Below are 22319 nucleotides of genomic sequence, written 5' to 3' on the forward strand. Positions count from 1 at the left end.
GCCGCGGTGCTCCAGCCAGGCGCCACGGCCGATCGGCACGGCGATCATTCACGAATGCAAAGGAGCATTTCCACCATGGTGCGCGAGCTTTCACATTATGTAGGCGGGCAACGGGTCGATGGCGTGTCGGGCCGTTTCAGTGACGTTTATGATCCCTGCACGGGCGAGGTCCAGGCCAGGCTTCCGTTGGCCAGTGCGGAAGAGGTCCGCAACGCGATCGCGAATGCGGAGAAGGGCCAGGTTGAATGGGCCGGCATGAACGCGCAGCGGCGTGGCAGGATCCTGTTGAAGTTCGTGGACCTGGTGAACGAGAACATGGACGAACTCGCCGCGCTGCTCTCTTCCGAGCATGGCAAGACGTTCGCGGACGCGAAGGGCGATATCCAGCGCGGCATCGAGGTGGTGGAGTTCTCCGCCGGTGCCCCGCATCTGCTCAAGGGTGAGTTCTCGGACAGCGCCGGTGCGGGGATTGATGTCCACTCGTTGCGCCAGCCCCTCGGGGTGGTTGCGGGCATCACCCCGTTCAATTTCCCGGCCATGATCCCGTTGTGGAAGTCCGGCCCGGCGCTTGCTGCGGGTAACGCGTTCATCCTGAAACCGTCCGAGCGGGACCCGTCCGTTCCGTTGCGCCTGGCCGAGCTGTACAGCGAAGCCGGGGTCCCGGACGGTGTCTTCAACGTGATCAACGGGGACAAGGAAGCGGTGGACGCGCTGCTGGAGGACCCGCGCGTGAAGGCGATCGGCTTTGTGGGGTCCACCCCGATCGCGCAGTACATTTACGCCACCGCGGCAGCGCACGGGAAGCGGGCTCAGTGTTTTGGCGGGGCGAAGAACCACATGGTGATCATGCCCGACGCCGATCTGGACATGGCTGCCGACGCCCTGATTGGTGCCGGGTACGGTTCCGCGGGAGAGCGGTGCATGGCGATCTCGGTGGCGGTCCCCGTGGGCCAGGAAACCGCTGATGCGTTGGTGGCCAAGCTGAGCGAACGGGTCAAGGACCTCCGCGTGGGGCACAGCATGGACAAGGACGTGGACTTCGGCCCGGTCGTGGCGGCCTCGGCGAAGGAACGGATCGAGGGGTACATCCAGTCCGGCGTGGACGAAGGCGCCACCCTCGTCACCGACGGGCGGGGCCTGACGGTGGAGGGTTACGACGGTGGGTTCTGGGTGGGTCCCACGCTCTTCGATAATGTCACCAAGGACATGAAGATCTACAAGGAAGAGATCTTCGGACCCGTCCTGAGCGTGCTGCGCGCGGCGGACTACGACGAGGCGCTGCGGCTCTGCAGCGAGCACGAGTTCGGCAACGGCGTCGCTATTTTCACCCGCGACGGTGACTCCGCCCGGGACTTCGCCAGCCGCGTGGAAGTGGGCATGGTGGGCATCAACGTTCCGATTCCCGTCCCGATCGCGTATTACACGTTCGGTGGCTGGAAAGCGTCCGGTTTCGGGGACCTCAACCAGCACGGCGCCGATGCCTTCCGTTTCTACACCAAGACCAAAACCGTCACCTCGCGGTGGCCCTCCGGCATCCGCCAAGGCGCCAGCTTCGTGATGCCGGCAGGCAGCTGATGGGAGAAGTGCAGGAGAAAGACGTTCTCTTCGAGCGCCGCGGCCACCTCGGCATCGTGACGCTCAACCGGCCCCGGGCAGTCAACGCCCTCAATGCGGGCATGGTGAAAGCCATGCTGCAGCAGTTGGCTGCCTGGGCTGATGACGATTCCATTGGGACGGTCCTGGTCCAGGGTGCCGGCGACCGCGGACTCTGCGCCGGTGGCGACATCGTGGCCATCTACAAGGACATGCTGCACGGAGGTTCGGAAACCGCCGATTTCTGGGCCGACGAGTACCGGCTCAACGCACTGATCGCCAGCTACCCCAAGCCCTACGTCGCCTTCATGGACGGCCTGGTGCTCGGCGGCGGCGTGGGCGTTTCCGCCCACGGCTCAGTCCGCGTGGTGACCGAGCGTACGCGTACCGGCATGCCGGAAACCACCATTGGGTTCGTGCCCGACGTCGGCGGCACCCTTCTGCTCTCCCGCGCACCGGGGGAGACGGGAACCCACGCCGCGCTGACGGGCGCGCACCTGGGCGGCACGGATGCACTGTTCCTCGGACTCGCGGACCACTTTGTGCCGTCCCAAAGCCTCCCGGCGCTCGCGGAAGCATTGGAAAGCTCGACTGCGGAAGACGCCGTCGTGCGTTTTGCCCAAGCTGCGCCGGACTCGGCACTGGCGGCCCAGCGCGACTGGATCGACCACTGCTACGCCGGCGACGACGCTGAGGAGATCGTCCGGCAACTCCGCGCTGCCGGGGGAGAGGCCGCGGCCGTGGCAGACACCATCGAGGCCAAGTCGCCGACGTCGGTCAAGGTCACTTTGGAGTCGTTGCGGCGCGTCCGTGGGTTGTCCCTCGAAGAGGCCCTGGACCAGGAATACCGCGTAGGCCTGCGGTGCCTGGCCGGCCCCGATTTCCGGGAGGGCATCCGCGCCCAGGTGGTGGACAAGGACCGCAACCCGCAATGGAAACCTGCCACGCTCGCCGAAGTCCACGAGTCCGACGTCGAGGGCTACTTTGCGCCGCTCGGTGAGCGGGAGCTTGGACTTGCCGCAACGCCAGTCCAGTCGAGTTGAAGGAGACGATCATGGCAACGAATGAAACGGGACTCATTGCTTTCCTCGGGCTCGGCCATATGGGCGGTCCCATGGCAGCCAACCTGATCAAGGCAGGGCATGAGGTGATCGGCTACGACCCCGTGCCGGCAGCCGTGGAAGCAGCCAAGGCCCATGGCGTGCCCATGGCAGACTCGGCGGCGGACGCTGCCCGGGACGCAGCGGTGGTGCTGACCATGCTGCCCAGCGGCAAACACGTGCTGGACGCGTACCGCGGCGTGGGTGGACCGGGCCTGCTTTCGATTGCGCAGCCGGACACGCTGTTCCTGGACTGCTCAACCATCAATGTGGACGAGGCCCGCGAAGCGGCTTCCCTGGCCGTCGCGGCGGGGCACCGGTCCGTGGATGCTCCCGTGTCCGGTGGCGTGGTGGGTGCCGAGGCCGGAACGTTGACGTTCATGGTGGGCGCTTTGCCGGAAGATTTTGACACCGTGAAGCCCATCCTTGAGCTCATGGGCAAACGGATTGTCCATTGCGGGGACCACGGTGCGGGGCAGGCCGCGAAGGTTTGCAACAACATGATCCTCGGCGTCTCCATGATTGCCGTGTCCGAGGCGTTCGTGCTCGGCGAGAAGCTGGGGCTCACGCATCAGGCCCTGTTCGACGTCGCTTCCAATGCCTCGGGACAGTGCTGGGCGTTGACCACCAACTGCCCGGTCCCGGGACCCGTGCCCACGAGCCCTGCCAACCGCGACTACCAGCCAGGATTCGCCGGGGCGCTGATGGCCAAGGATCTGCGCTTGGCAGTGAACGCGCTGGAAAGCACAGGTGTTGCGGCTGAAATGGGGCCGTTGGCGTCCAGGATCTACGATGCCTTTGCCGCCGGAGAGGGCGCCGCACGGGACTTCTCCGGCATCATCACCGATATCCGCGACAAGTCCGAGTAAATGTTGGCTGCTGAGAGGGAGAGTATGACGTTCGAGAACATCCTGGTAGAGCGCCGGGGCCGGGTTGGCCTGGTGACGCTGAACCGGCCCTCGGCGCTGAACGCGTTGAATACGGCGCTCATGAATGAGCTCGTCGAGGCTGTCACGGACATGGACCGTGATCCTGGCGTTGGCGCAGTGGTGATCACGGGATCGGCGAAGGCCTTCGCCGCGGGCGCAGACATCAAGGAAATGTCCTCAAACAGCTACATGGAGATGTATGCGGCGGATTGGTTCCGGCACTGGGAGGACCTCACGCGCCTGCGCATCCCGGTCATTGCAGCGGTGTCCGGATTTGCCCTGGGTGGCGGTTGCGAACTCGCCATGATGGCCGATTTCATCATCGCCGGGGACGACGCCAAGTTCGGCCAACCGGAGATCAACCTGGGCGTGATTCCAGGCATGGGAGGGTCCCAGCGGCTGACCCGTGCCGTGGGCAAGGCCAAGGCGATGGACATGGTCCTGACGGGGCGTTTCATGGAGGCCGAGGAAGCCGAGCGTTCCGGGTTGGTCTCGCGCGTGGTGCCCGCGGCCGAATTGCTTGACGAGGCGTTGAAGGCTGCGGAAGTCATCGCCTCCAAGTCCAAGCCCGCGGCGATGGTGGCGAAGGAGGCGGTCAATGCCGCGTTCGAGATGGGGCTCGCGCAGGGCGTGGTCTTCGAGCGGCGGGTGTTCCATTCGTTGTTTGCGACGGAGGACCAAAAGGAAGGCATGGCGGCGTTTGCCGAAAAGCGTCAACCGGAGTTCAAACACCGTTAGACTCCAAGGCACGGACCAAATGGGGAGAGAAACATGTCAATGGAGAGTGTTCGCGCCGACGCTTCGGAAGCCGGAGCCGAATCCGTACTGGAGAGCAATCCCGTCAACAACCTGGCCATCGTCTCGGCGGCCATGGCAGCACTGGCGATCGTCGGGCTGTTCCTCGCGGGTATGGCGATCATCGCCGTGTTCGTTGTAGGTGCCGGGCACGTTGCGTTGAAGCAGATTGAACAGCGCGGGGAGCGAGGACGCCCCTTCGCCATCTCTGCCTTGGTGGTTGGCTACGGGATTGCGGCATTGTCGCTGGTCTCCGCGCTCATCTATACGTTCACTCGATAGGGCGCAGCTCACTGTCTTTCCTGCGTCACTAACCGGGAGTTCCGACACTAGTCGTGGGCGGGGCCGTCCTTTGGCGGACCCCCATCGACGTGAGCGAGGAACACCATGACGTGGAAGTACTGCGACAACCACCGCTGCCCGGACAACTGGCACTGGACCGACCTTGCCGGGGTCCCTGAACAGTGTGCCGCGGCGGACGACACTACGGAAATGGGCGATCAATAGCCCATTGCTAAGCATGCTGATAATATGGTTGTACGGAGACAGAAGTCGAGCAAGGACTGGCCTGCCTGGGGGTGTCAGTAATGACGAAGCGGAAGGTTCCGGACGTGATCAATCAGGATAGTGTCCGGCGGGAGGCTACGGATGTCCTCGCCGAAGGAGACTTGTCCCTGACTGACCTCTGGATCGAGTTCTTTGCCCGCGGGGGCATGGCCGGCGTGGAGGAATTCGAAGCCTTCATCCAAGGCATGATGCCTGTTGAGGGCACCGACCTGCAGATCCTCGACCTCACGCTGGTGGAGCTCCAGAGTCCCTGACCTGGCTCCCTCAGCGGGTGGGTGATGCCGCCAGTGCGGCGTCAAAGAATTCACGTTCCAGGCGGACCGCCTCGAGGAAGGTCGCCGCAACGCGCGCCCGGACCTCGGTGGATTGGGGCTCGACGGAGTCAAACTCTCCGCCCAGCCACGACACCCACGCGTTGTACTCCGGACTGTTGTGAAGGCGTATCCACTCGGCATGCTTTGCTTCCGCGGGCCACGCACCGGCGTCGCCGGCGCGGGCGGCCCAGTCTCCGTACAGCCATTCGGCGACCAGCAGTACTGCCAGCACATCAGGGTATGAGCGGGTGTGCAGCGCGCTGCGCATCAGGGCATCAAATTTCCCGGTGGTTGGCCCCAGTTTCGGTGCCAGCCTGTCCTTTTCCGGCACGCCGAGTTCATTGAAGCAGTCCTGGAAATAGGTGTTCTCATCGGAGGCGAATGCTCCCAGGACCTTGGCGAAGACCAGCCGCGAGGGAAGCGATGGCGCTGATGCAACGGCCTGCCCGAGGAGTGCGGTGAACGCGTCGCAGAACTGGTAATCCTGGTAGACGGAGCCTAGTAGACGGATCCCTGCAGGAGTTCGGAGAGCCGGCCGGCAGCCCGCCTAAGCTCCGGGACCCCGGCCTTCAGGGCTTCCTCTGTGGCGGTTTCCACGGGGCTGGTCAGGGCAATGGATTCGCTGGGCCGCGCGTTCGGGTGTGGTACGGCGACGGCTACCGAGAGGACGCCGGTGGCCCGTTCGTCCTCCGAGTAGGCGAAGTCCGCTCCGTCCTGGGGCAGGCGGCTGCGGAGTTCCTCCACCGAGAATGTGTCCTTTTCGTGGCCTGCCGTGATCGCGGCCGCTGTCACTTGATCCAGCTCCGCCTCTGATGCCGTGGCCAGCAGGATCTTCCCGGCGGCGCCCACTGTCAGGGGCAGGCGCTTGCCGAGCGGAAGGTCGTAGCGCAGCGGGGATTCGCCGTCGACGCGGGCCACCAGGATGCGTTCAAATCCCAGGCGCGTGTACAGCGAGGCTGTGAGCCCGGTTTGGGTGGCCGCCTGCTGCAGGATGGGACGGGCCGCGACCACCAAGGGATCGTTCTCCAGATAGCTGCGTGCTGCCGGCAGCACCGCGGGACCTATGCGGTAGGACTTGTCGGTCTGGCTGACCATGCCGAAATCCTGGAGTACCCGCAGGATCCGCAGCGTGGTGGGGAGGCTCATGCCACAGGTCCTGGCGAGATCGCTGAGCCGCTGCGGACGCTCGGCGCGCTGCAGCTCGGCAAAGACTTCCATGGCCCTGGAGAGGGATCGCATGTTGGCGGCTTTTGGGCCATCCTCGGCTGCGCCGGCTGAATGCGTGGAGCTCACGGTCATCCTTTCATTCTATGTAAGGTCCTTGCGCTTGACATGCATTGTGGCTCCTGTCACTATTTCTCCATACGCAATATTCTTTCATTCTATGAAATTTAGATCCGCACAATGTAAGGATCGCCGGGATGGAGGAACCAGAAAAACCTAAGAAGGAAACCATGACAACGGAGTCACTTATGGCCGAGCCCCGAATCAAGGGGAGGGTCGCGAAGTCCGTGCTCGCGGGTATTGGCGCTTTCACCGTAGTTGGCGTCTACGTCCTCATCAGTTCCATCAGCCTCGGCCTGTGGACCACCCTTGGCCCAGGCCCTGGGTTGTTCCCCTTCGCCATGGGCGTGCTGTTGGTGGCCATGTCCGCCGTGTGGCTGGTGCAGGAACTGCGCAAGCCCAGTGAAACGCCCGGGGGAGTGGACGGCGGCCTGGTGATTGCCGTCGTCGTGAGCCTTGCCGTGCTGGCAGCCGTGCTGGACCTGATCGGCTTCCAACTCAGCATGTTCCTGTTCTTGCTCTACCACCTGAAAGTGCGTGGCCGCAGGGGCTGGATCTCGTCGCTGATCATCGCGCTCGCCGGCAGCGTAGGGGCGTTCTACGCCTTCAACTACGGACTTAACGTCACCCTGCCCACGGCGGGGATCCCCCTCTTGAACTCGATCGGACTCTAGACGTGGACACACTCAACGAACTGATTGGCGGCTTCGCTGCTGCCATGACGTGGCAGAACCTGATCTTCGCCTTCCTGGGCTGCCTCCTGGGCACCATCATCGGTGTGCTTCCCGGCATCGGCCCGGTAGCCGGCGTCGCCCTGCTCATCCCCCTCACCATGAACCTCGACGCCACCGGGGCCATCATCATGCTGTGCGCCATCTTCTACGGCACGGCCTACGGCGGAACCATCACCAGCGTCCTGCTGAACACGCCAGGCGAGGCGGCTTCTGCGATCACCACCATTGACGGCTATGCCATGACCAAGATCGGCAAGGCCGGAGCGGCGCTGACCATTGCCGCCGTCGGGTCCTTTGTGGGCGGTACCATCGCCACGCTCGGACTGGTGGCCGCCGCCAAGCCCCTCGGTGAGATGGGCCTGCTGGTTGGCCCACCGGAATTCTTCGCCCTCATGGTGGTGGGCATCTCGCTCCTGGTGGCGCTGGCAGGCAAGTCCATGGTCAAGGCCATCATCTCCGGAGCCCTTGGCCTGCTGATCTCCATGGTGGGCATCGACCCTGTGGCAGGCGCTCCGCGATTCACCTTCGGCTCGGACAACCTCCTGGACGGTGTCAGCTTCGTCGCCGTCATTGTGGGTGTCTTCGGACTTTCGGAGATCCTGTCCTACCGTAAGGACGCAAAGGCCGAGACTGTTCATGCCCCGGGTTTGAGGTCCCTGCTTCCCAACCGGACCGAATGGCGCCGCAGTGTTCCGTCCATGGCACGCGGCACCGGCATTGGCTTCGGACTTGGACTGATCCCGGGCATGACGGGCTCCGTCTCCTCGCTTCTGGCCTATGGTGCCGAAAAGAAGTTTTCCAAGCACCGCAAGGAACTCGGTCACGGTGCCATCGAGGGTGTCGCGGGACCGGAAACGGCGAACAACGCCCACGCCAATGCGGCGCTCATCCCGTTGTTCACGCTCGGCATCCCTGCGTCCCCCACCATCGCCGTCCTGATGGGCGCGTTCCTCCAGCAGGGCCTGACTCCCGGGCCGACGCTGTTCACCGAGCACTCGGAGATTGCCTGGGCCATCATTGCCAGCCTCTTCATCGGCAACCTGTTGCTGCTGCTCCTGAACGTTCCGCTGGTGGGCCTGTGGACTTCGATCCTGCGCGTGCCGGCATCCATCCTGACGGCGTTGATCCTGCTGTTCATGGTGATCGGTGCCTACACCATCAACTTCAACGTCTTCGATGTGTTCGTCATGATCGCCTTCGGACTGCTTGGCCTGGCCTTGCGGCACCTTGATATTCCGCTCGCTCCCATGGTCCTGACGCTCGTGCTGGGTCCCCTCATGGAGAGGTCGTTGCGCGAGTCGCTCGAAATCTCCCAGGGCGACTTTGGAATCTTCGTCAACCGGCCCATCTCCGCGGTGCTGATCGGGTTGGGACTCCTTATTGTCCTGAGCCCGCTCCTGAAGCTCCGCAAGCCCAAGGCGCTCACCGAAGACCCCGAAACCTAAACCACCACCCGCCCCCCACATCACATACTTCAAAGGAGAAGACCCATGCCTCGTGCACGCATCCTCGCAGCTTTCGCTGCAGTAACCCTCATGGCCCTCACGGGCTGTGGCGCCAACGCCGGAGCCACCAACAACGCCGCCGACGATTTCCCCAAGAAGGGTAAGTCGATCGACCTGATCGTTTCCTTCTCCTCGGGCGGCGCCGTGGACACCGCCGCCCGGTTGGTCCAGCCGATCCTCGAAAAGGAACTCGGCACCAACGTAGAGGTCATCAACAAGCCCGGCGCCGGCGGCCAGATCGGCTACACGCAGCTCACCAGCGCCAAGCCCGACGGCTACACCATCGGCGCCACGGGCTCCCCGTCGGTCGTTGTCTCGCCGCTGGACCCGGCCCGCGGAGCCAAGTACACCCGCGACAGCTTCCAGCCGCTGGGCCGCCAGGTCATCGACCCCACCGTGATCGCCGTTCAGCCGGACAGCCCCTACAAGACGCTCAAGGAACTCCTTGACGCCGCCAAGGCAAAGCCCAAGTCCATGACGGCCAGCACCACGGGCCTCCAGACCGGCGAGCACTTCGCCCTGGCGCAGATGCAGGAAACCACCGGTGCCGAGTTCGCTCCCGTCCACTTCTCCGAGGGTGCATCGCAGGCAACCACGGCGTTCCTGGGCAAGCACGTGGACATCCTGGTTGCCAACGTCAGCGACGTGACCGACCTGTCCAAGCAGGGGAAGGCCCGTGTGCTGGGTGTCATGACCGCCGAGCGTGCGCCGTCGCTGCCTGACGTACCCACGTTCAAGGAATCCGGTTACGAACTCGAAGCGGGCACAGTCCGCGGCTACTCCGCACCGGCAGGCCTGCCGGGCGCCGTCGCCAAGAAGATCGAAGCAGCCCTGCAGAAGGCGATCGAAGACCCCACCGTCGTCCAGAAGATGAAGGACCTCGGCCTCCAGACGAGCTACCTGAACGGCGCCGACTACAAGTCGTTCTGGGCTTCCCAGGAAGACGACTTCAAGAAGGTCCTGCCGCTGGTCCAGAAGAAGGACTAGCCCAGGCCGGGCAAATACCCTCCAGAAAGAAGAAACACCATGACATCTCCCGTCCTCGAAGACCTTGACGCAGATTTCCCCCGTCCCGACCGGGACCGGGAGGTCCTCGACCGCCTCGCGAAGCTGCCCGCGGCCAACATCGGCGATGCGATGGACCGCCTCGGCGTGGCAGACTCCGCCATCCAGGCCGTCTGGCCCGGCGCACGCCTGGCAGGGCCGGCGTTCACCGTGTGGACCCGTCCCGGCGACAACCAAGGCATCCACCGCGCACTCCAACTGGCCCAGCCCGGCGACGTGATTGTTGTTGCCGGTGGTGGAGACGAATCGCGGGCGTTGCTGGGCGAATTGATCGGCGAGCGGGCCATCAACCTCGGCATCGCAGGCTTCGCCCTGGACGGTGCCGCAAGGGACGCGGAGGCTTTGGGCGAGATCGGGATGCCTGTCTTTGCGCGGGCAGTGACGCCGGCCGGACCGTACAAGCACGGCCCTTCCAGGCTCGGAACCCCCGTGGCCTTCGGCGGCGTTCCGGTCATGCCGGGCGACATCATCATTGGCGATTCGGATGGAGTGGTGGTCATTCCGCAGGACCAGGCCGTGGCCGTCGCCGACGCCGCGGAGGCGGTCTTCGCAGACGAAACCAACCGCCGCGCTGCGATCATCGCGGACCGCCAAAAGTAAAACGCCGGTACACAGCGACCTGCCGGACCCCACAACGTCCGGTCCGGCAGGTCAGCGCCAGCGTGCCCTCAGAACCCACACAGGAAAGACAAGATCATGACAGTTTGCACCGTCATCGGGCTCGGCGAAGCCGGAGCCACCTACGCGGCAGCCCTCGTTGCCGCCGGCCACGAGGTCAAGGGCTTCGACCCCGTTGCTCCCGAAGCACCCGCAGGAGTTGCCCGTGCAGCCACCGCCGCCGAAGCATGCGCCGGGGCGGACATTGTCCTGGTGCTGACGGGGGCAGCGGCAGCCCGCAGCGTGGCCGCGGAATGCCTTCCGGTCCTCGCAGAGGGCAGCTGCTACGCGGACTTCACCTCTTCCTCGCCGCACGTGATGCAGGAACTTGGGCAGTTGCCCTCCCGCGCAGCGTTCGCCGACGTGGCCATCCTCGGCCCGGTCCCGACGCAAGGTGCCAAGACCCCCTTGATGGTCAGCGGCCCAGGCTCCGAAGCGGTAGCCGCACTGCTCGCCCCGCTGGGTACCGACGTCGAAATTGCCGACGGCGAACCGGGCGCGGCCATGGCGCATAAGCTGTTGCGCAGCGTGCTCATGAAGGGCCTCGCGTCCGTGGTGGTCGAAGCGGTCACCGCCGGCCGGGCCGCCGGGCTGGAGGAGTGGATCCGGAGCCAGATCGCGCGCCAGTTGGCCGGTGACGGCCAGGCAGTCATCGACCGTTTCCTGGTGGGCACGGCGAAGCACGCGCAGCGGCGGTCGAAGGAAATGCAGGACACCGCGAGCTACCTCGCCGACGACCTGAACGTGCCGGCAGAAATGACGACGGCGGCCGCCGCGGCCTTGGTACGGATGGCCAGCTAGTAAGGACAAGAGCAACAATGAAGTACTCAGCAGCAACGCAATCCCCGTCAGGAGCACCAACATGATCGGCATCTGGGCCCTCGGAGCCTATCTCGCCGTGATCCTGCTCTGGACCACCCTCTTGAAGCGCAGTGTCGGCGAGGCCATGATCATCGGCTTCCTGGCGGTCCTGCCTTTCACTGGTGCTGCCGCGGCCCAGGTTGGCTGGGCGTCGCTCTATTCGGCCGTGACGGATGAGATTGTGTACGCCACCATGGCGTTCGTCTTCATGGGGTATCTCCTGGACAGGACGGGCGTGCTGGACAAGCTGATCGACCTCTTGAACTCGATGATCGGCGGCGTGAAGGGCGGGCCGGCCTGGGTTTCCACGGTGGCGTCGGCCGGCCTGGGCGGTGTGGTCCACAACCAGGCCGCCATCGCCGCGACCGTTGGCTCGGTGACCATCCCGTGGATGGAGAAGTCCAAGCTGGACAAGCCATCGGCGGCCACACTGGTGGCGGGCAATGCGGGCATGGGCATCACCTTCCCCTTCAGTGCATCCATGTTCGTCCTGGTGGGATCGGCAACTGTCGGGCCACTGCTGAACATCAACGATCTGGTGCTGCCCCTGCTTGTTGGCGGTTTGTGGTGCTTCCTGCACCGGCTGGTAGTCACGTGGTTGCTGGTCCGGAAGAGCGGAATGACGGCGTTGGATTCGGCTCATCGGCTTGCCGTCCGGACCGCGTTCGGTCGAGGATGGGCCACCCTGCTGCTGTTCGTGGTGGTGGCGGTTCCGCTGATCATCACCTCTGGAGCCATTGCTTCTGCGCTGTCCGACTGGACCGGTGGCGACATCACCAAGTCCGTCAGCGTCATCGTGTGGATTCCCGTGGTGCTCATCATCACCGGCGCTTTGCTCGGCTGGAAGCTCCTTCCCCGGAACCGCCGGGCCTGGTGGAGTTTGCTGGAGTCGTCGGCTCCGCGCTTCGGCGTCGTCGGAATCACGGTGGTGTTCGCGTTCGCCGGAGCCAACGCCTTGGCCGCAACAGGGCTGCCCAAGCAAATGACTGCGCTGCTGAGCCAGATGAACCTGCCGCTGTGGTTGCTCGCGATCCTGATCGGCCTGATTGTGATTGCCGTGGCTGCGCCGTTGTCCGCGACGGCGACCATGGCCGCCGTCGGGACCGTTGGCGTGGCGACGCTTGTGGCAGCCGGCGTACCGGCGACGACGGCCGCAGTTGCCGTGCTTGTCTTTTCCTCCTGCGAAGCCGCGGTCCCGCCCGGCGGTGCGCCGCTGTACGTCGCGTGCGGCATTGCGGACGTCAACCCGATCAAGACTTTCTCCAGGCTCCTCACGCACTATGCCTTGCCGTTGCTGGGCATCGGTGTGCTGATCATCCTGGGCGTCCTTCCCATCTAAGGAACCACCATGCAACAGATACGACGAGCCATCCAAGCAGTCTTCGTGATTACCCTCGCCGTGCTCCTGGCCGGAGGTGTGCTGTTCGTGGCCGGGCAAGCCGCTGGCCTGGTTGCCGGGCAGGGTGCGTGGTTGACGTTCCTCAACGAGTTCTTCAAGCCCGGTATGTGCATCGCGGCCTCTGTTTGCGCCGTGGCAGGGTTCCTGTTGAGCTACAAAAGCCGGCAGGAGACGGACGTGAAACAGGAAGCAGGCACGCGATGAGCTACCCGTCCTACGCCCAACTGCTGGAACGGGAAGGCCGGCTCGCCGGGACGTCCTGGGCGCTCTTCCCGGAGAAGGACCGCGGAACTCCGTCCTTCATCACCCCGCAAGCCGTCCTGGCGGCAAAGGCGTGCATCCGGACCGGTACGGTTTTCGGGCTGGACTACGCGGCAGACGACTTCGACCCCGGAATGTCGCTCAAACGGGGTGCACCCCGGCACATCATCTACTCGGCGCATCCGGCCCACCGCGACGATTACCTCGATGGCTACTACCTCCAAGGGTCCACACAGATCGACGGGCTCAGGCATCGCCGGGCGGATGACGTGGGCTTCTACAACGGCACTCCGGACCACTTGGTGTGCGAGGGCACGTCCGAGCTCGGAATCCAGGAGTGGGCGGATCAGCCAATCGTTGGCCGGGGTGTGCTGGTGGACGTCGACAGCTACCGCTCCACCGCCGGGGCTCCCATCGACCACGCGGCCGGTGAGCCGCTTGGTTTCGAGCTGATCCAGGCGGCGCTTGAGGCCCAGTCCCTCACCTTGGAACCCGGGGACATCCTCATGCTGCACACGGGCTGGTGCGAGTGGTTCCTCGGTCTGCCGTCCGATGAGAAGCAAGAGGTCCGGGCCAGCAGAAAGGCTACCGGAATCGCGCAGAGCGAGGAGTTTGTGGCCTGGGCCTGGGATAACCAGCTCGCGGTTCTTGCCGCGGACAACTTCGCGTTCGAATGCCTCCCCGCCGTACCGGACAGCCCGTTCCTCGAGTCGGCGCCCAACGACAACGGCATGATGCACCAGCAACTCCTCGCCAAACTGGGCATGCCACTCGGAGAACTCTGGCGGCTCGGTCCCCTGGCCAGGCACATGCGAACCACCGGTACCTGGGATGCGTTCCTCAGCATCAAACCGCTCAACATCGTGGGCGGCACGGGTTCGCCCGCGAACGCCACCGCGCTGATCTGAGGCGCGCAGCCCTGAGGCGCGCAGCACGACGCCGGCCGGACAGTCAGGGTGACTGTCCGGCCGGCGTCGTTGTTTTGGGCCAGTACGCCCATCAGCAGACTATCCGGCTCCTTTCCGCCTGCATTGGCTCCGGCCAGTTGCCGACCAAGTCGGGCCAAAACCCGATGTTTCGGCTGGCGGATGCCTTTGCGTGGTTGCGTACGGGGACCTGGATCTTGCGAAGCATGAGTGCCTCCTGACTGATGACTATGCCTGCGTCGGTTGGCGCAGGTGGTGGTGCCTGCCGGAGCAGGAGCCACCGCATCAGTCGGGTCGGGACCCTGGATCGAACGAAGGTTGTGGTGCTGCCGTTCGCTGCGGGTCCGTCACTGGACCCGCTCGGGGTGGTGGCAGCGGGGAGAGAACGTCAGGGATGTCGGACGTTCCGGGGGCGGACGTGCTTGAGCCGCCTGCGCCGGGACCGCCAGCAGTTCGCGGCGTTGGCAAAGGATCCAGAGGCGCCCCGGGAGCCGGGCGGCCGGGGGCTGGCGTGGCAGCAGCCGCAACACCCGCTGGATCGAACACCGGCAGGTTCAGCGGGAGCGGAATGTTTTCGGGCAGAGGCTCCGCAGGCGGCATGGGTTGAAGAACGACGGCGGGTGGCAGCGCGGGAAGCGGCGGTGCGGGCGGTGCTGCCATCGAGACGGTCAGTGCTGGCGGTGCTGCTGCCGGCGGCGCTGCCGGTGGTGCTGGCGGTGCTGCTGCCGGCAGTGCGGGCACTGTCAACCCAGGCGCCGGAAGCTCGGGCGCAGACAGGCCATCAGGAACGTCGGGAAGGATCTCCGGGATATCGCCCACCACGGGAAGTTCCGGGACAGCAGGTAGTGTCTGGCCGAGGAGTTGGACGGCGGGGACAGTTACGGCGGGAAGCGCGGGAATCGCCGGCAGCGGGGCCGCCGGGGGAGCCGGGAGCGGGACCGCCGGAGCCGGGACCGCCGGAGGAGCCAGGGCCACGCCCACCGGCTCCACAGCGTCCGTCAGCGGTTCAACTGGCGGCGGTTGCACGGGCTGCGTCAGTGCGGGGGCGCCGTTCGGAAGCGGAGGAACGGCGGGCAGGATGTCCGCGGCCGCTGCCGAAGGACCCGTCACCCACAGAATCCAAACAGAAGAGACCAGCGTGGCCAAGAGGAGAGGGCGCAGCAACATACTGCGGCGTCTTGGTTCCTTGGCCAAACAGCCCACCCCCTATTTGGCAATGGGGTAACAGGATACGCTCGCACGGGCTTCGGGTACAGACGCTTGGGCTGACATTCCAGCGCGAAAAACTACTCGTCCGTGAAGTCTCCGGCGTCCCTGCGGAAGGTGCCCAGCACGCGGATGAGGTGATCGACGTCGTCGTCCCCAAAACCCGACTTGCCGAAAACCTCGGCGTTGAGTGCCGCCGTCGCCTTTTTCGCGAGCGTGCGGCCCTCGGCGGTGAGCTCGATCAACGTGGTGCGGCCGTCCGTGGGGTGGGGTGAACGGGCCACCAGGGCGGCCCGTTCCAAACGGTCGACGGCGTTGGTCACCGAGGTGGGGTGCACCTGCAGGAGAGCGCTGGCTTTGTTCATGGGCAGCGCTCCGCTGCGGGCGAAGCTGAGCAGGGCGAGGAGTTCGTAGCGCGCGAAGGTCAGTCCGAAGGGCTTGAGCACAGTTTCGATGCGGGCGAGCAGGATCTGCTGCGTGCGCATGATCGCGGTGATGGCAGCCATGGGCGCGGCGACATCGCCCCAACCATGCCGTTCCCAGTTCCGTTGGGCGTCGGCAATGGGGTCTCGGGGGAGCGGGTTGCCCATGGGCCTCCTTAGTGGGTGGGGAATCAGTCTTTCAGATTCGGAAACTCTTCCTCGGTGTATTCCACGCCAAGCCCCGAGGGCAGCGGACCGTCGCTGCGCCGTTTGATCTCCGTGCCGCGCAGCTCAACCCGGCGGATCTTGCCCGAAATTGTCTTGGGCAGTTCGCCGAATTCGAGCCTCCGGATCCTTTTGAACGGTGCCAGGTGCTCGCGGGCGTACCGGAGGATGTCCTCGGCGACAGCGGGCCCCGGTTCGTAGCCGGCGGCCAGCACCACGAACGCTTTGGGCACCGACAGCTTCACCGCGTCAGGCGAAGGTACGACGGCGGCCTCCGCCACTGCGGGGTGTTCGATCAGGACGCTTTCGAGTTCGAAGGGCGACAATCGGTAGTCCGAGGACTTGAAGACGTCGTCGTCACGCCCAACGTAGGTGATGACGCCGTCGGCGTCCCGGCTGGCCATATCGCCCGTGTGGTAGTAGCCATCGCGGAAGGCTTCGGCTGTTTTCGCTTCGTCGCCGAAGTAGCTTTTCATGAGCCCCACGGGCCGCGGGTCCAAGCGCAAGCAGAGCTCGCCGTCGTCGGACTCCTGGCCGGTGAGCGGGTCCACCAGGACCACGTCGTAACCGGGGAGGGGCCTCCCCATGGAGCCGATCTTCACCGGTTGCGCAGGGGTGTTGGCGATCTGGACGGTGGTTTCGGTTTGGCCGAAGCCGTCCCTGATGGTCACGCCCCAGGCTTCCTCGATTTGGCCGATGACCTCCGCGTTGAGCGGTTCGCCGGCGGACACCACCTTGTGCGGAGGGTTCTTGAGCTGTGTCAGGTCGGCTTGGATGAGCATACGCCACACGGTGGGCGGGGCGCAGAAGCTCGTGACGCCTTCCCGGTCCATCTGTTCCATGAGGGCTTTCGCGTCGAAGCGCTCGTAGTTGTAGATGAAGACGCAGGCCTCGGCGATCCAGGGCGTGAAGACGTTGGACCATGCGTGCTTGGCCCAACCCGGCGAAGCGACGTTGAGGTGGACGTCACCGGGTTCCACGCCGATCCAGTACATCGTGGACAGGTGTCCCACAGGGTAGGAGGTATGCGTGTGTTCCACGAGCTTGGCCCGCGACGTTGTCCCGGACGTGAAGTACAGCAGCAGTGTCTCGTCCGCCCGGGTGGGGGCGTCGGGCGTGAAGTCCGTGCCGGCGTCGTACGAATCTTTATAGTGTTTAGCCGCCTTGCTGGTGGCTTCCTGGCCAACTTCGATCAGCGTGTAGGTGCCCTCGACATCGGCGAACTTGGCTATGTTGGCGCTGCCCACAGCCACCCAGCCCGCGCCGCCACGCTCCACCCGGTCCTGCAGGTCCCGGGCGCCCATGAGCGTGGTGGTGGGGATCATGACAATGCCCAGCTTGATGCCGGCCAGCATGAGCTCCCAGAGTTCCACCTGGTTGCCGAGCATGATGATCATGTGGTCGCCGCGTTGGATGCCCTGAATCCGGAGCCAGTTGGCCAGTTGGGAAGACCGCTGGGAGAGTTCTTCATAGGTGCGACGGGTGGAACTGCCGTCCTGCTCCACGATGACCAGTGCCGGGTGGTCCTTTCGCGCCGGGTCTGCTGCGAGCTGGTCGAACCAATCCAGGGCGAAGTTGAAGTTTTCGAAGCGGGGCCACTCGAAGTCACCGTGGGCCTGCTGGTAGTCCTCACGAAGCTCGAGCAGGCGGTCGCGGGCCGCACGGAAGTCGTCAGTGACTGTCATAGTCCGCCTTTCGCTGGGGCATCGATGCCCTAGTGATCCACATCACCTTGCAATATACTAGGACATCCAAGGGTTTGGAAGAGCCTGCGCGGGACATGACGAAGGGGTCACATGCTCGACGAGAAAGCCGGCACTGCCACAAGCGGTGCAGCCAAGGAAAATGTCCTCCCTCCTTATCCGGAGGCGGACCTGATGTACGTAGTGGACCTGCTCCCGGCCGGGGAGCGCGCCCGTTACGTTGAAGTGCGGGAGTTCCTCCAATCGCAGGTGCGGGCCGCGAGCATCGACTACTGGAACAGGGAAGAATTCCCCTTTGGCCTGCTTGCCGACATGGCCAAGTTCGGGCTTGGCAGGCTGCAGACGGACGGTTCGTCCAAGCTCTTCAAAGGGCTCATGTACACCGAAATTGCCAGGGCCGACGTCTCGCTCTCCGCGTTGGTGGGCATCCACAACGAACTCATTGTCGGAATGATCCACGAGTTGGGTTCCCCCGAGCAGAAGCAACGCTGGTTGCCGGGGCTCGAGACTTTCACGCAACTGGGTGCCTTCGCACTCACCGAACCCGAGCACGGTTCCGACATCGCCGGAGGACTCTCGACGACGGCGCGGCGCGACGGCGGCGAATGGGTCATCAACGGTGCCAAACGCTGGATCGGAGCGGGGACCATCGCGGACTTCGCCTTGGTGTGGGCGCGCGACGAGGCCGACGGGCACGTCAAGGGCTTCATTGTTGAGACGGACCGACCCGGCTACACGGCCACCAAAATCTCACACAAGATCGGCCTGCGGATCATGCAGAATGCCGACATTCTTTTGGATGAGGTCCGCGTGCCGTTGTCTAATCTCCTTCCCGGCGCCACGGAGTTTTCCCGTGCCAACGACCTCCTCCGGGATTCCCGGGCGTGGGTGGGATGGCAGGCCGCAGGGATCCAGCTGGCCGCGTTCGACGTCGCCCGGTCCTATGCCTTGAGCCGTTTCCAATTCGGCAGGGAGTTGGCGCGCTTCCAGTTGGTCCAACAGCAACTCGCGGACATCCTGGGGAACGCCCACGCGTCCCTTTCCCTGATGGTTGAGCTGGCCCGCATCCAGGAGGCCGGCAAGCTCGAGATGGTCCAGGCCGCCATGGCCAAAGCCACCACCACCCGCTTGGCCCGTTCCTCCGTGGCGATGGGGCGCTCGCTGCTGGGTGGGAATGGAATCACCACGGACTACCAGATGGGCAAGCTCTTCGGAGACGCTGAGATTCTCTATACGTACGAGGGCAGCTACGAGATCAACTCGATGATCGTGGCCCGCGCGGTAACGGGGAAGTCGGCGTTTGTTTAAAGGAGCCCTGGCTGCTGTGGTGATCAAGGATCTTTTCACTTAGTGGACTAAGTGAAAAGATCCTTGCCAAACTATTTCACTTCCCGAACCACCTAGGCCGGGCAATCTCCAAGGATCCGCGCCATGGCGTCGTGTTCAGCCTGCGTTACCCAGAGCTTGTACGCGGCCTTGACGGAAATCTGCCGTGCAACGTATTCGCAGCGGAAGGCTTTGCTGGGCGGCAACCAGGTGGCGGCGTCGCCGTCGCCCTTTTGTTGGTTGGTGGGTCCATCGGTGGCTTGCAGGTTCAGCGGATCGTTCGCGAGGGCGGTGCGCTTTTCGAGGCTCAGCTGCTGGGCCCCTTTTTGCCAGGCGTCGCTGAGAGCAACCACATGGTCGATTTGTACAGCTGAGCTTGTGGTGGTGCCGCGGACAAAGGCGATGGTCTTGGCCGTGTAGGGGTCGGCGAGTGTGCCGCTTTGGACTTTGCACGGAACGCTGTTGGTGTAACTGATGGCCGTGAGGTCACGTTTGAGGATGTCGTTCCGGGTATCGCATCCATTGCGGTCGACGTCGGCCCAGGCTTGCCCGAAAAGGTCGCGGTCGTATCCGGTTTTCGGCGCGCGGCCTTTGATAGGGAGGGCAGCCAGGGCGTCGAGTGCTTGGGAGGCACCACGAACGCCAGTGGCTTCGACGGGACCGGGCGCGCAGCTTCCCAGGAGCAGTGCGAGCGATACCGCCAGGACAAGGGCGCCTAAGCGTCGCCAGCCGGATAGGACGTGTGTGGGCAAAGCCGACAAAAAGAATCCCCTTCTTCATGACATCAGGCCGCGAGTCAACGGCCGACTGGGGCGCTTTTGGGAAAACACCCTCGGGGATTCTAGTTGGCTGAATTACAAGGCTGGAATTTGCTCCGGCCTGTTCTACAGGTTCGCCTCCGCGTAGACCCGCAACGCGTCCCGCACAAATGATGCACCGGACTCCCCGCCGTAGTTGGCCGCGAAGCGCGGATCGGCGACGTACATTTCGCCAAGCCCAATGACGTACCCCTTCACATCGCCCCCGGGAGCGGCGGAGGGGGTTCCCGGAGTACCGCGCAGCCACTCGACGTGGCGCCGTGCGAGATCCTGGGCTTCTGCGCTGTCAGGCGAAACCCCGGACATCGCGGCCGCAATCCAGTCGCTGCCAAGCTTCTGTGAACGGTCCTTCCATTCCTGCTTTTCGTCAGGGCTCATGCCACGCCACCACGCATCACTCGCGGCGTAGGCGTCCTTGCCCCATCGCTCCTCCACCTCGTCCTTGTACTGAGTGTGGTCGAAGCCGTCAAACATGTCCTGTGCCATGTACTTTCCATCCCCTTTCAATGTCTCGATGGTTTGCTGCACGGAGGCGATCTGCCTGGCCAAGCGGTCCCGTTCCCGCCCGAGCCATTCCAGATGGCCGCTCAAGGCTTTGACGGTGTCCGTCTCCCTGGCCAGCACGTCTGATATCGCCGGCAGGCCCAATCCGAGCTCCCGCAGCAAGAGGATGCGCTGGAGTTGAACCAAGGCCGGACCGTCGTAATAGCGGTAGCCGTTATGTCCGGTCCGGCTTGGTTTGAGCAGCCCGATGTCGTCGTAGTGACGCAGCGTTCGGCTGGTGGTTCCTGCCATCCTCGCGATTTCCTGGATTGACCAGTCCATCCGTCCTCCGTCCGTGCCTGTCCTTTGACAGTAGAGGTTGACGTTACGTCAAGGTCAAGGGGATGAGTGTGGCACTAGTCGGCCAGGATCAGGTACAGCGCGCGGCGGGTTTCATCGAGCTTCTCGATGGCTGCCTTGCGCTGTTCCTCTGTGGCCGTGGTGCGGAACTGGTGGATGGCTCCCATGAGCTTCCCGATGCTCTGGTGGAACTCGTGGTCGGTCCCGTCCACGCCGGTATTCCAGGCGTTGGCGAGTTCCTCTTCGTGTTCGGCCACGTATTCGCGGCCGGCGTCGGTGAGGGTGAACTCGGTGCGCCGCCCCTCGCCCGTAGCGGTGATGAGGTCCTCATCAACCAACTGCTGCAGGGTCGGGTAGACGGATCCCGGGCTGGGACGCCACGCGCCGGAGGTCTTCTCCGCGATGGTCTTGATCAGGCCGTAGCCGTTCGATGGGGATTCGGCGAGCAGCGACAGGATTGCCGCGCGGACGTCACCGCGGTTGCGGCGCGGACCGCCCGGTCCGAATCCGCGGGGGCCGAATCCGCCGGGTCCAAATCCAGGACCGAAGCCTGGCCCGAATCCGCCGCCGTGACCGCCCGGACCCCGACGCCCTGCGCCGCGGCCAAACCGTCCACGGCCGGGGAAACCCGGACCCTGCTCGGGAGAGTGGTGTTCATTTTCGTGGATGCCTTTCATAACAGCATCGTCCTTTCGGTAGGTTTCACCGATGGAGTATCGGCGATAGTTAACGATATATCGGTAACTATCGGGACGTCAAAGGGTAGTGAGAGAGCGTTTGGCTGAAGGGGGCGTTAGGTGAGAGAGCGTCGTTAACGCACGACGGCGGGTGCGGACTTATCGCTAAGTCCGCACCCGCCGTCGGGGTTTTGGCGTTGTCTCCGGCTATTTCCACCAGGTATCGAAGATCGTGACCGGAACGGTGCGCTTGTGCCGGGTCCGGAGGTACTTCTGTTCGATGAGCGCTGCGACGCCCTCGGGTACGTCGCGGCCCTCGAGGTAGTCGTCGATCTGGTCGTAGGTGATGCCGAGTTCGTCCTCGTCGGTGCGGCCGGGGGTGCCGTCCAGGAGGTCGGCCGTCGGAACCTTCTCCCACACGCGGGAAGGGGCGCCCAGTTCGCCCAGGAGCTCACGGTTCTGGCGTTTGTTCAGGCCGAACAGCGGCAGGATATCCGCACCGCCGTCGCCGTATTTGGTGAAGAAGCCCGTCACGGACTCGGCGCCGTGGTCGGTTCCGATCACCAGGTAGTTGTGTTCTCCGGCGAGTGCGTACTGGGCGATCATGCGGGCACGGGCCTTGGTGTTGCCCTTGTGGAAGTCGGAAATCGCGGCACCCGTGGTCTTCTCGAACTCATCCTCGAAGCCGTCCACGGCGCTGGAGATGTTGAACGTCCACTCGGTCTTGGCCTTGATGAAGTCCAGTGCGGCCTGGGCGTCGTCTTCGTCGTGCTGGATGCCGTACGGCAAGCGGACTGCTACGAAGTTGGCCTCGACACCTTCAGCCTCAAGCTCCTCGACGGCGAGCTGGGCGAGCCTTCCGGCCAATGACGAGTCGATGCCGCCGGAGATGCCGAGCACAAAACCTTTCGTGCCCGTCGCCTTCAGGTAGTCCTTCAGGAAAGCGACGCGTTTGCGAACCTCCTCTGCGGGATTGATCCGGGGCTGGACGCCCATTTCCTCGATGATCTTTGCCTGGAGTTCGCGCATGGGTTCAACACTAGCCAGCGCACTTGTGACCGCTCAACCATATTGCCGCCGGAGACCCAACTAAGTCGCAGTTGTGCGCG

General features: G+C 64.4%; 24 protein-coding genes. 15 read left to right on the forward strand and 9 right to left on the reverse strand.

The window, feature by feature from the left end; translation table 11 throughout:
* The first annotated feature begins 75 nt into the window (after positions 1-75).
* The 6 genes from ACFVSJ_RS11980 to ACFVSJ_RS12005 all read left to right on the forward strand — a co-directional run bounded on the left by ACFVSJ_RS11980 (position 76) and on the right by ACFVSJ_RS12005 (position 5238).
* A complete protein-coding gene (locus tag ACFVSJ_RS11980; protein WP_387437077.1) occupies positions 76-1575 on the forward strand; it encodes a CoA-acylating methylmalonate-semialdehyde dehydrogenase in 1500 nt (499 codons plus the stop codon).
* On the forward strand, positions 1575-2636 hold the full coding sequence (locus tag ACFVSJ_RS11985) for an enoyl-CoA hydratase/isomerase family protein (protein ID WP_387437014.1): 1062 nt from the start codon (positions 1575-1577) through the stop codon (positions 2634-2636). The genes ACFVSJ_RS11980 and ACFVSJ_RS11985 overlap by 1 nt, the downstream gene beginning before the upstream one ends.
* A gap of 11 nt (positions 2637-2647) precedes the next feature.
* Positions 2648-3562, forward strand: a complete 915-nt coding sequence (mmsB, locus tag ACFVSJ_RS11990) for a 3-hydroxyisobutyrate dehydrogenase (RefSeq protein ID WP_387437015.1) — start codon at positions 2648-2650, stop codon at positions 3560-3562.
* 24 nt (positions 3563-3586) lie between these two features.
* Positions 3587-4360, forward strand: coding sequence for an enoyl-CoA hydratase (locus ACFVSJ_RS11995; RefSeq protein ID WP_387437016.1), 774 nt, complete (start codon positions 3587-3589; stop codon positions 4358-4360).
* A gap of 33 nt (positions 4361-4393) precedes the next feature.
* Complete coding sequence (locus ACFVSJ_RS12000; protein ID WP_387437017.1) at positions 4394-4699, forward strand: DUF4190 domain-containing protein; 306 nt, start codon at positions 4394-4396, stop codon at positions 4697-4699.
* A 329-nt stretch (positions 4700-5028) separates the two neighbouring features.
* Positions 5029-5238, forward strand: a complete 210-nt coding sequence (locus ACFVSJ_RS12005; protein WP_387437018.1) for a hypothetical protein — start codon at positions 5029-5031, stop codon at positions 5236-5238.
* Between the two features lie 10 nt (positions 5239-5248).
* Here the strand turns inward: ACFVSJ_RS12005 and ACFVSJ_RS12010 are convergent, their stop codons facing one another.
* Positions 5249-5809, reverse strand: a complete 561-nt coding sequence (locus ACFVSJ_RS12010) for a TenA family protein (protein ID WP_387437078.1) — start codon at positions 5807-5809, stop codon at positions 5249-5251.
* Positions 5797-6597 (reverse strand): IclR family transcriptional regulator, encoded by an 801-nt coding sequence (locus ACFVSJ_RS12015; RefSeq protein WP_387437020.1) that lies wholly within the window; start codon positions 6595-6597, stop codon positions 5797-5799. Before ACFVSJ_RS12015 ends, ACFVSJ_RS12010 begins: the two co-directional genes overlap by 13 nt.
* A 155-nt stretch (positions 6598-6752) precedes the next feature.
* On the opposite strand from ACFVSJ_RS12015, the gene ACFVSJ_RS12020 reads away from it, so the two are divergent.
* The 8 genes from ACFVSJ_RS12020 to ACFVSJ_RS12055 all read left to right on the forward strand — a co-directional run bounded on the left by ACFVSJ_RS12020 (position 6753) and on the right by ACFVSJ_RS12055 (position 13972).
* Positions 6753-7256, forward strand: coding sequence for a tripartite tricarboxylate transporter TctB family protein (locus ACFVSJ_RS12020; RefSeq protein WP_387437021.1), 504 nt, complete (start codon positions 6753-6755; stop codon positions 7254-7256).
* Between the two features lie 2 nt (positions 7257-7258).
* Positions 7259-8761, forward strand: coding sequence for a tripartite tricarboxylate transporter permease (locus tag ACFVSJ_RS12025; protein ID WP_387437022.1), 1503 nt, complete (start codon positions 7259-7261; stop codon positions 8759-8761).
* A 45-nt stretch (positions 8762-8806) separates the two neighbouring features.
* Entirely contained in the window at positions 8807-9808 is a 1002-nt protein-coding gene (locus ACFVSJ_RS12030; RefSeq protein ID WP_387437023.1) for a tripartite tricarboxylate transporter substrate binding protein, read from the forward strand.
* 39 nt (positions 9809-9847) lie between these two features.
* The gene (locus ACFVSJ_RS12035; RefSeq protein ID WP_387437024.1) at positions 9848-10486 is read left to right on the forward strand and encodes a methyltransferase; all 639 of its coding nucleotides are present in this window, start codon (positions 9848-9850) and stop codon (positions 10484-10486) included.
* Positions 10487-10582: 96 nt separating this feature from the next.
* On the forward strand, positions 10583-11344 hold the full coding sequence (locus tag ACFVSJ_RS12040; RefSeq protein ID WP_387437025.1) for a DUF1932 domain-containing protein: 762 nt from the start codon (positions 10583-10585) through the stop codon (positions 11342-11344).
* Positions 11345-11405: 61 nt separating this feature from the next.
* The gene (locus tag ACFVSJ_RS12045) at positions 11406-12743 is read left to right on the forward strand and encodes a TRAP transporter large permease subunit (protein ID WP_387437026.1); all 1338 of its coding nucleotides are present in this window, start codon (positions 11406-11408) and stop codon (positions 12741-12743) included.
* Positions 12744-12752: 9 nt separating this feature from the next.
* Positions 12753-13007, forward strand: a complete 255-nt coding sequence (locus tag ACFVSJ_RS12050; RefSeq protein WP_387437027.1) for a hypothetical protein — start codon at positions 12753-12755, stop codon at positions 13005-13007.
* Positions 13004-13972: a cyclase family protein gene (locus ACFVSJ_RS12055; protein ID WP_387437028.1), complete on the forward strand. Its 969-nt coding sequence runs from the start codon at positions 13004-13006 to the stop codon at positions 13970-13972. The genes ACFVSJ_RS12050 and ACFVSJ_RS12055 overlap by 4 nt, the downstream gene beginning before the upstream one ends.
* A gap of 303 nt (positions 13973-14275) precedes the next feature.
* Here the strand turns inward: ACFVSJ_RS12055 and ACFVSJ_RS12060 are convergent, their stop codons facing one another.
* The 3 genes from ACFVSJ_RS12060 to ACFVSJ_RS12070 form a co-directional block, all read right to left on the reverse strand.
* Complete coding sequence (locus ACFVSJ_RS12060; RefSeq protein WP_387437029.1) at positions 14276-15100, reverse strand: hypothetical protein; 825 nt, start codon at positions 15098-15100, stop codon at positions 14276-14278.
* A 176-nt stretch (positions 15101-15276) separates the two neighbouring features.
* Entirely contained in the window at positions 15277-15786 is a 510-nt protein-coding gene (locus tag ACFVSJ_RS12065; RefSeq protein ID WP_387437030.1) for a MarR family winged helix-turn-helix transcriptional regulator, read from the reverse strand.
* 23 nt (positions 15787-15809) lie between these two features.
* Positions 15810-17528, reverse strand: coding sequence for an AMP-binding protein (locus ACFVSJ_RS12070; RefSeq protein WP_387437031.1), 1719 nt, complete (start codon positions 17526-17528; stop codon positions 15810-15812).
* A 111-nt stretch (positions 17529-17639) separates the two neighbouring features.
* Between ACFVSJ_RS12070 and ACFVSJ_RS12075 the strand changes: the two genes are divergently transcribed.
* The gene (locus tag ACFVSJ_RS12075) at positions 17640-18854 is read left to right on the forward strand and encodes an acyl-CoA dehydrogenase family protein (protein WP_387437032.1); all 1215 of its coding nucleotides are present in this window, start codon (positions 17640-17642) and stop codon (positions 18852-18854) included.
* Positions 18855-18946: 92 nt separating this feature from the next.
* On the opposite strand, the gene ACFVSJ_RS12080 is transcribed toward ACFVSJ_RS12075, so the two are convergent.
* The 4 genes from ACFVSJ_RS12080 to nadE all read right to left on the reverse strand — a co-directional run bounded on the left by ACFVSJ_RS12080 (position 18947) and on the right by nadE (position 22239).
* On the reverse strand, positions 18947-19624 hold the full coding sequence (locus tag ACFVSJ_RS12080) for an HNH endonuclease family protein (protein WP_387437033.1): 678 nt from the start codon (positions 19622-19624) through the stop codon (positions 18947-18949).
* 132 nt (positions 19625-19756) lie between these two features.
* A complete protein-coding gene (locus tag ACFVSJ_RS12085) occupies positions 19757-20515 on the reverse strand; it encodes a MerR family transcriptional regulator (protein ID WP_387437034.1) in 759 nt (252 codons plus the stop codon).
* A gap of 74 nt (positions 20516-20589) precedes the next feature.
* On the reverse strand, positions 20590-21210 hold the full coding sequence (locus ACFVSJ_RS12090; protein WP_387437035.1) for a PadR family transcriptional regulator: 621 nt from the start codon (positions 21208-21210) through the stop codon (positions 20590-20592).
* Positions 21211-21417: 207 nt separating this feature from the next.
* Positions 21418-22239, reverse strand: a complete 822-nt coding sequence (nadE, locus tag ACFVSJ_RS12095) for an ammonia-dependent NAD(+) synthetase (RefSeq protein WP_387437036.1) — start codon at positions 22237-22239, stop codon at positions 21418-21420.
* Positions 22240-22319: the final 80 nt, after the last annotated feature.

The organism is Paenarthrobacter sp. NPDC058040, from assembly GCF_042885775.1.
Lineage (GTDB): Bacteria > Actinomycetota > Actinomycetes > Actinomycetales > Micrococcaceae > Arthrobacter.

Coding starts and splice junctions, on each gene's coding strand:
- ACFVSJ_RS11980 (WP_387437077.1), top strand. CDS start 76: ATGGTGCGCGAGCTTTCACATTATGTAGGCGGGCAACGGGTCGATGGC.
- ACFVSJ_RS11985 (WP_387437014.1), top strand. CDS start 1,575: ATGGGAGAAGTGCAGGAGAAAGACGTTCTCTTCGAGCGCCGCGGCCAC.
- mmsB (WP_387437015.1), top strand. CDS start 2,648: ATGGCAACGAATGAAACGGGACTCATTGCTTTCCTCGGGCTCGGCCAT.
- ACFVSJ_RS11995 (WP_387437016.1), top strand. CDS start 3,587: ATGACGTTCGAGAACATCCTGGTAGAGCGCCGGGGCCGGGTTGGCCTG.
- ACFVSJ_RS12000 (WP_387437017.1), top strand. CDS start 4,394: ATGTCAATGGAGAGTGTTCGCGCCGACGCTTCGGAAGCCGGAGCCGAA.
- ACFVSJ_RS12015 (WP_387437020.1), bottom strand. CDS start 6,597: ATGACCGTGAGCTCCACGCATTCAGCCGGCGCAGCCGAGGATGGCCCA.
- ACFVSJ_RS12020 (WP_387437021.1), top strand. CDS start 6,753: ATGACAACGGAGTCACTTATGGCCGAGCCCCGAATCAAGGGGAGGGTC.
- ACFVSJ_RS12030 (WP_387437023.1), top strand. CDS start 8,807: ATGCCTCGTGCACGCATCCTCGCAGCTTTCGCTGCAGTAACCCTCATG.
- ACFVSJ_RS12035 (WP_387437024.1), top strand. CDS start 9,848: ATGACATCTCCCGTCCTCGAAGACCTTGACGCAGATTTCCCCCGTCCC.
- ACFVSJ_RS12040 (WP_387437025.1), top strand. CDS start 10,583: ATGACAGTTTGCACCGTCATCGGGCTCGGCGAAGCCGGAGCCACCTAC.
- ACFVSJ_RS12045 (WP_387437026.1), top strand. CDS start 11,406: ATGATCGGCATCTGGGCCCTCGGAGCCTATCTCGCCGTGATCCTGCTC.
- ACFVSJ_RS12050 (WP_387437027.1), top strand. CDS start 12,753: ATGCAACAGATACGACGAGCCATCCAAGCAGTCTTCGTGATTACCCTC.
- ACFVSJ_RS12055 (WP_387437028.1), top strand. CDS start 13,004: ATGAGCTACCCGTCCTACGCCCAACTGCTGGAACGGGAAGGCCGGCTC.
- ACFVSJ_RS12065 (WP_387437030.1), bottom strand. CDS start 15,786: ATGGGCAACCCGCTCCCCCGAGACCCCATTGCCGACGCCCAACGGAAC.
- ACFVSJ_RS12070 (WP_387437031.1), bottom strand. CDS start 17,528: ATGACAGTCACTGACGACTTCCGTGCGGCCCGCGACCGCCTGCTCGAG.
- ACFVSJ_RS12075 (WP_387437032.1), top strand. CDS start 17,640: ATGCTCGACGAGAAAGCCGGCACTGCCACAAGCGGTGCAGCCAAGGAA.
- ACFVSJ_RS12085 (WP_387437034.1), bottom strand. CDS start 20,515: ATGGACTGGTCAATCCAGGAAATCGCGAGGATGGCAGGAACCACCAGC.
- ACFVSJ_RS12090 (WP_387437035.1), bottom strand. CDS start 21,210: ATGAAAGGCATCCACGAAAATGAACACCACTCTCCCGAGCAGGGTCCG.
- nadE (WP_387437036.1), bottom strand. CDS start 22,239: ATGCGCGAACTCCAGGCAAAGATCATCGAGGAAATGGGCGTCCAGCCC.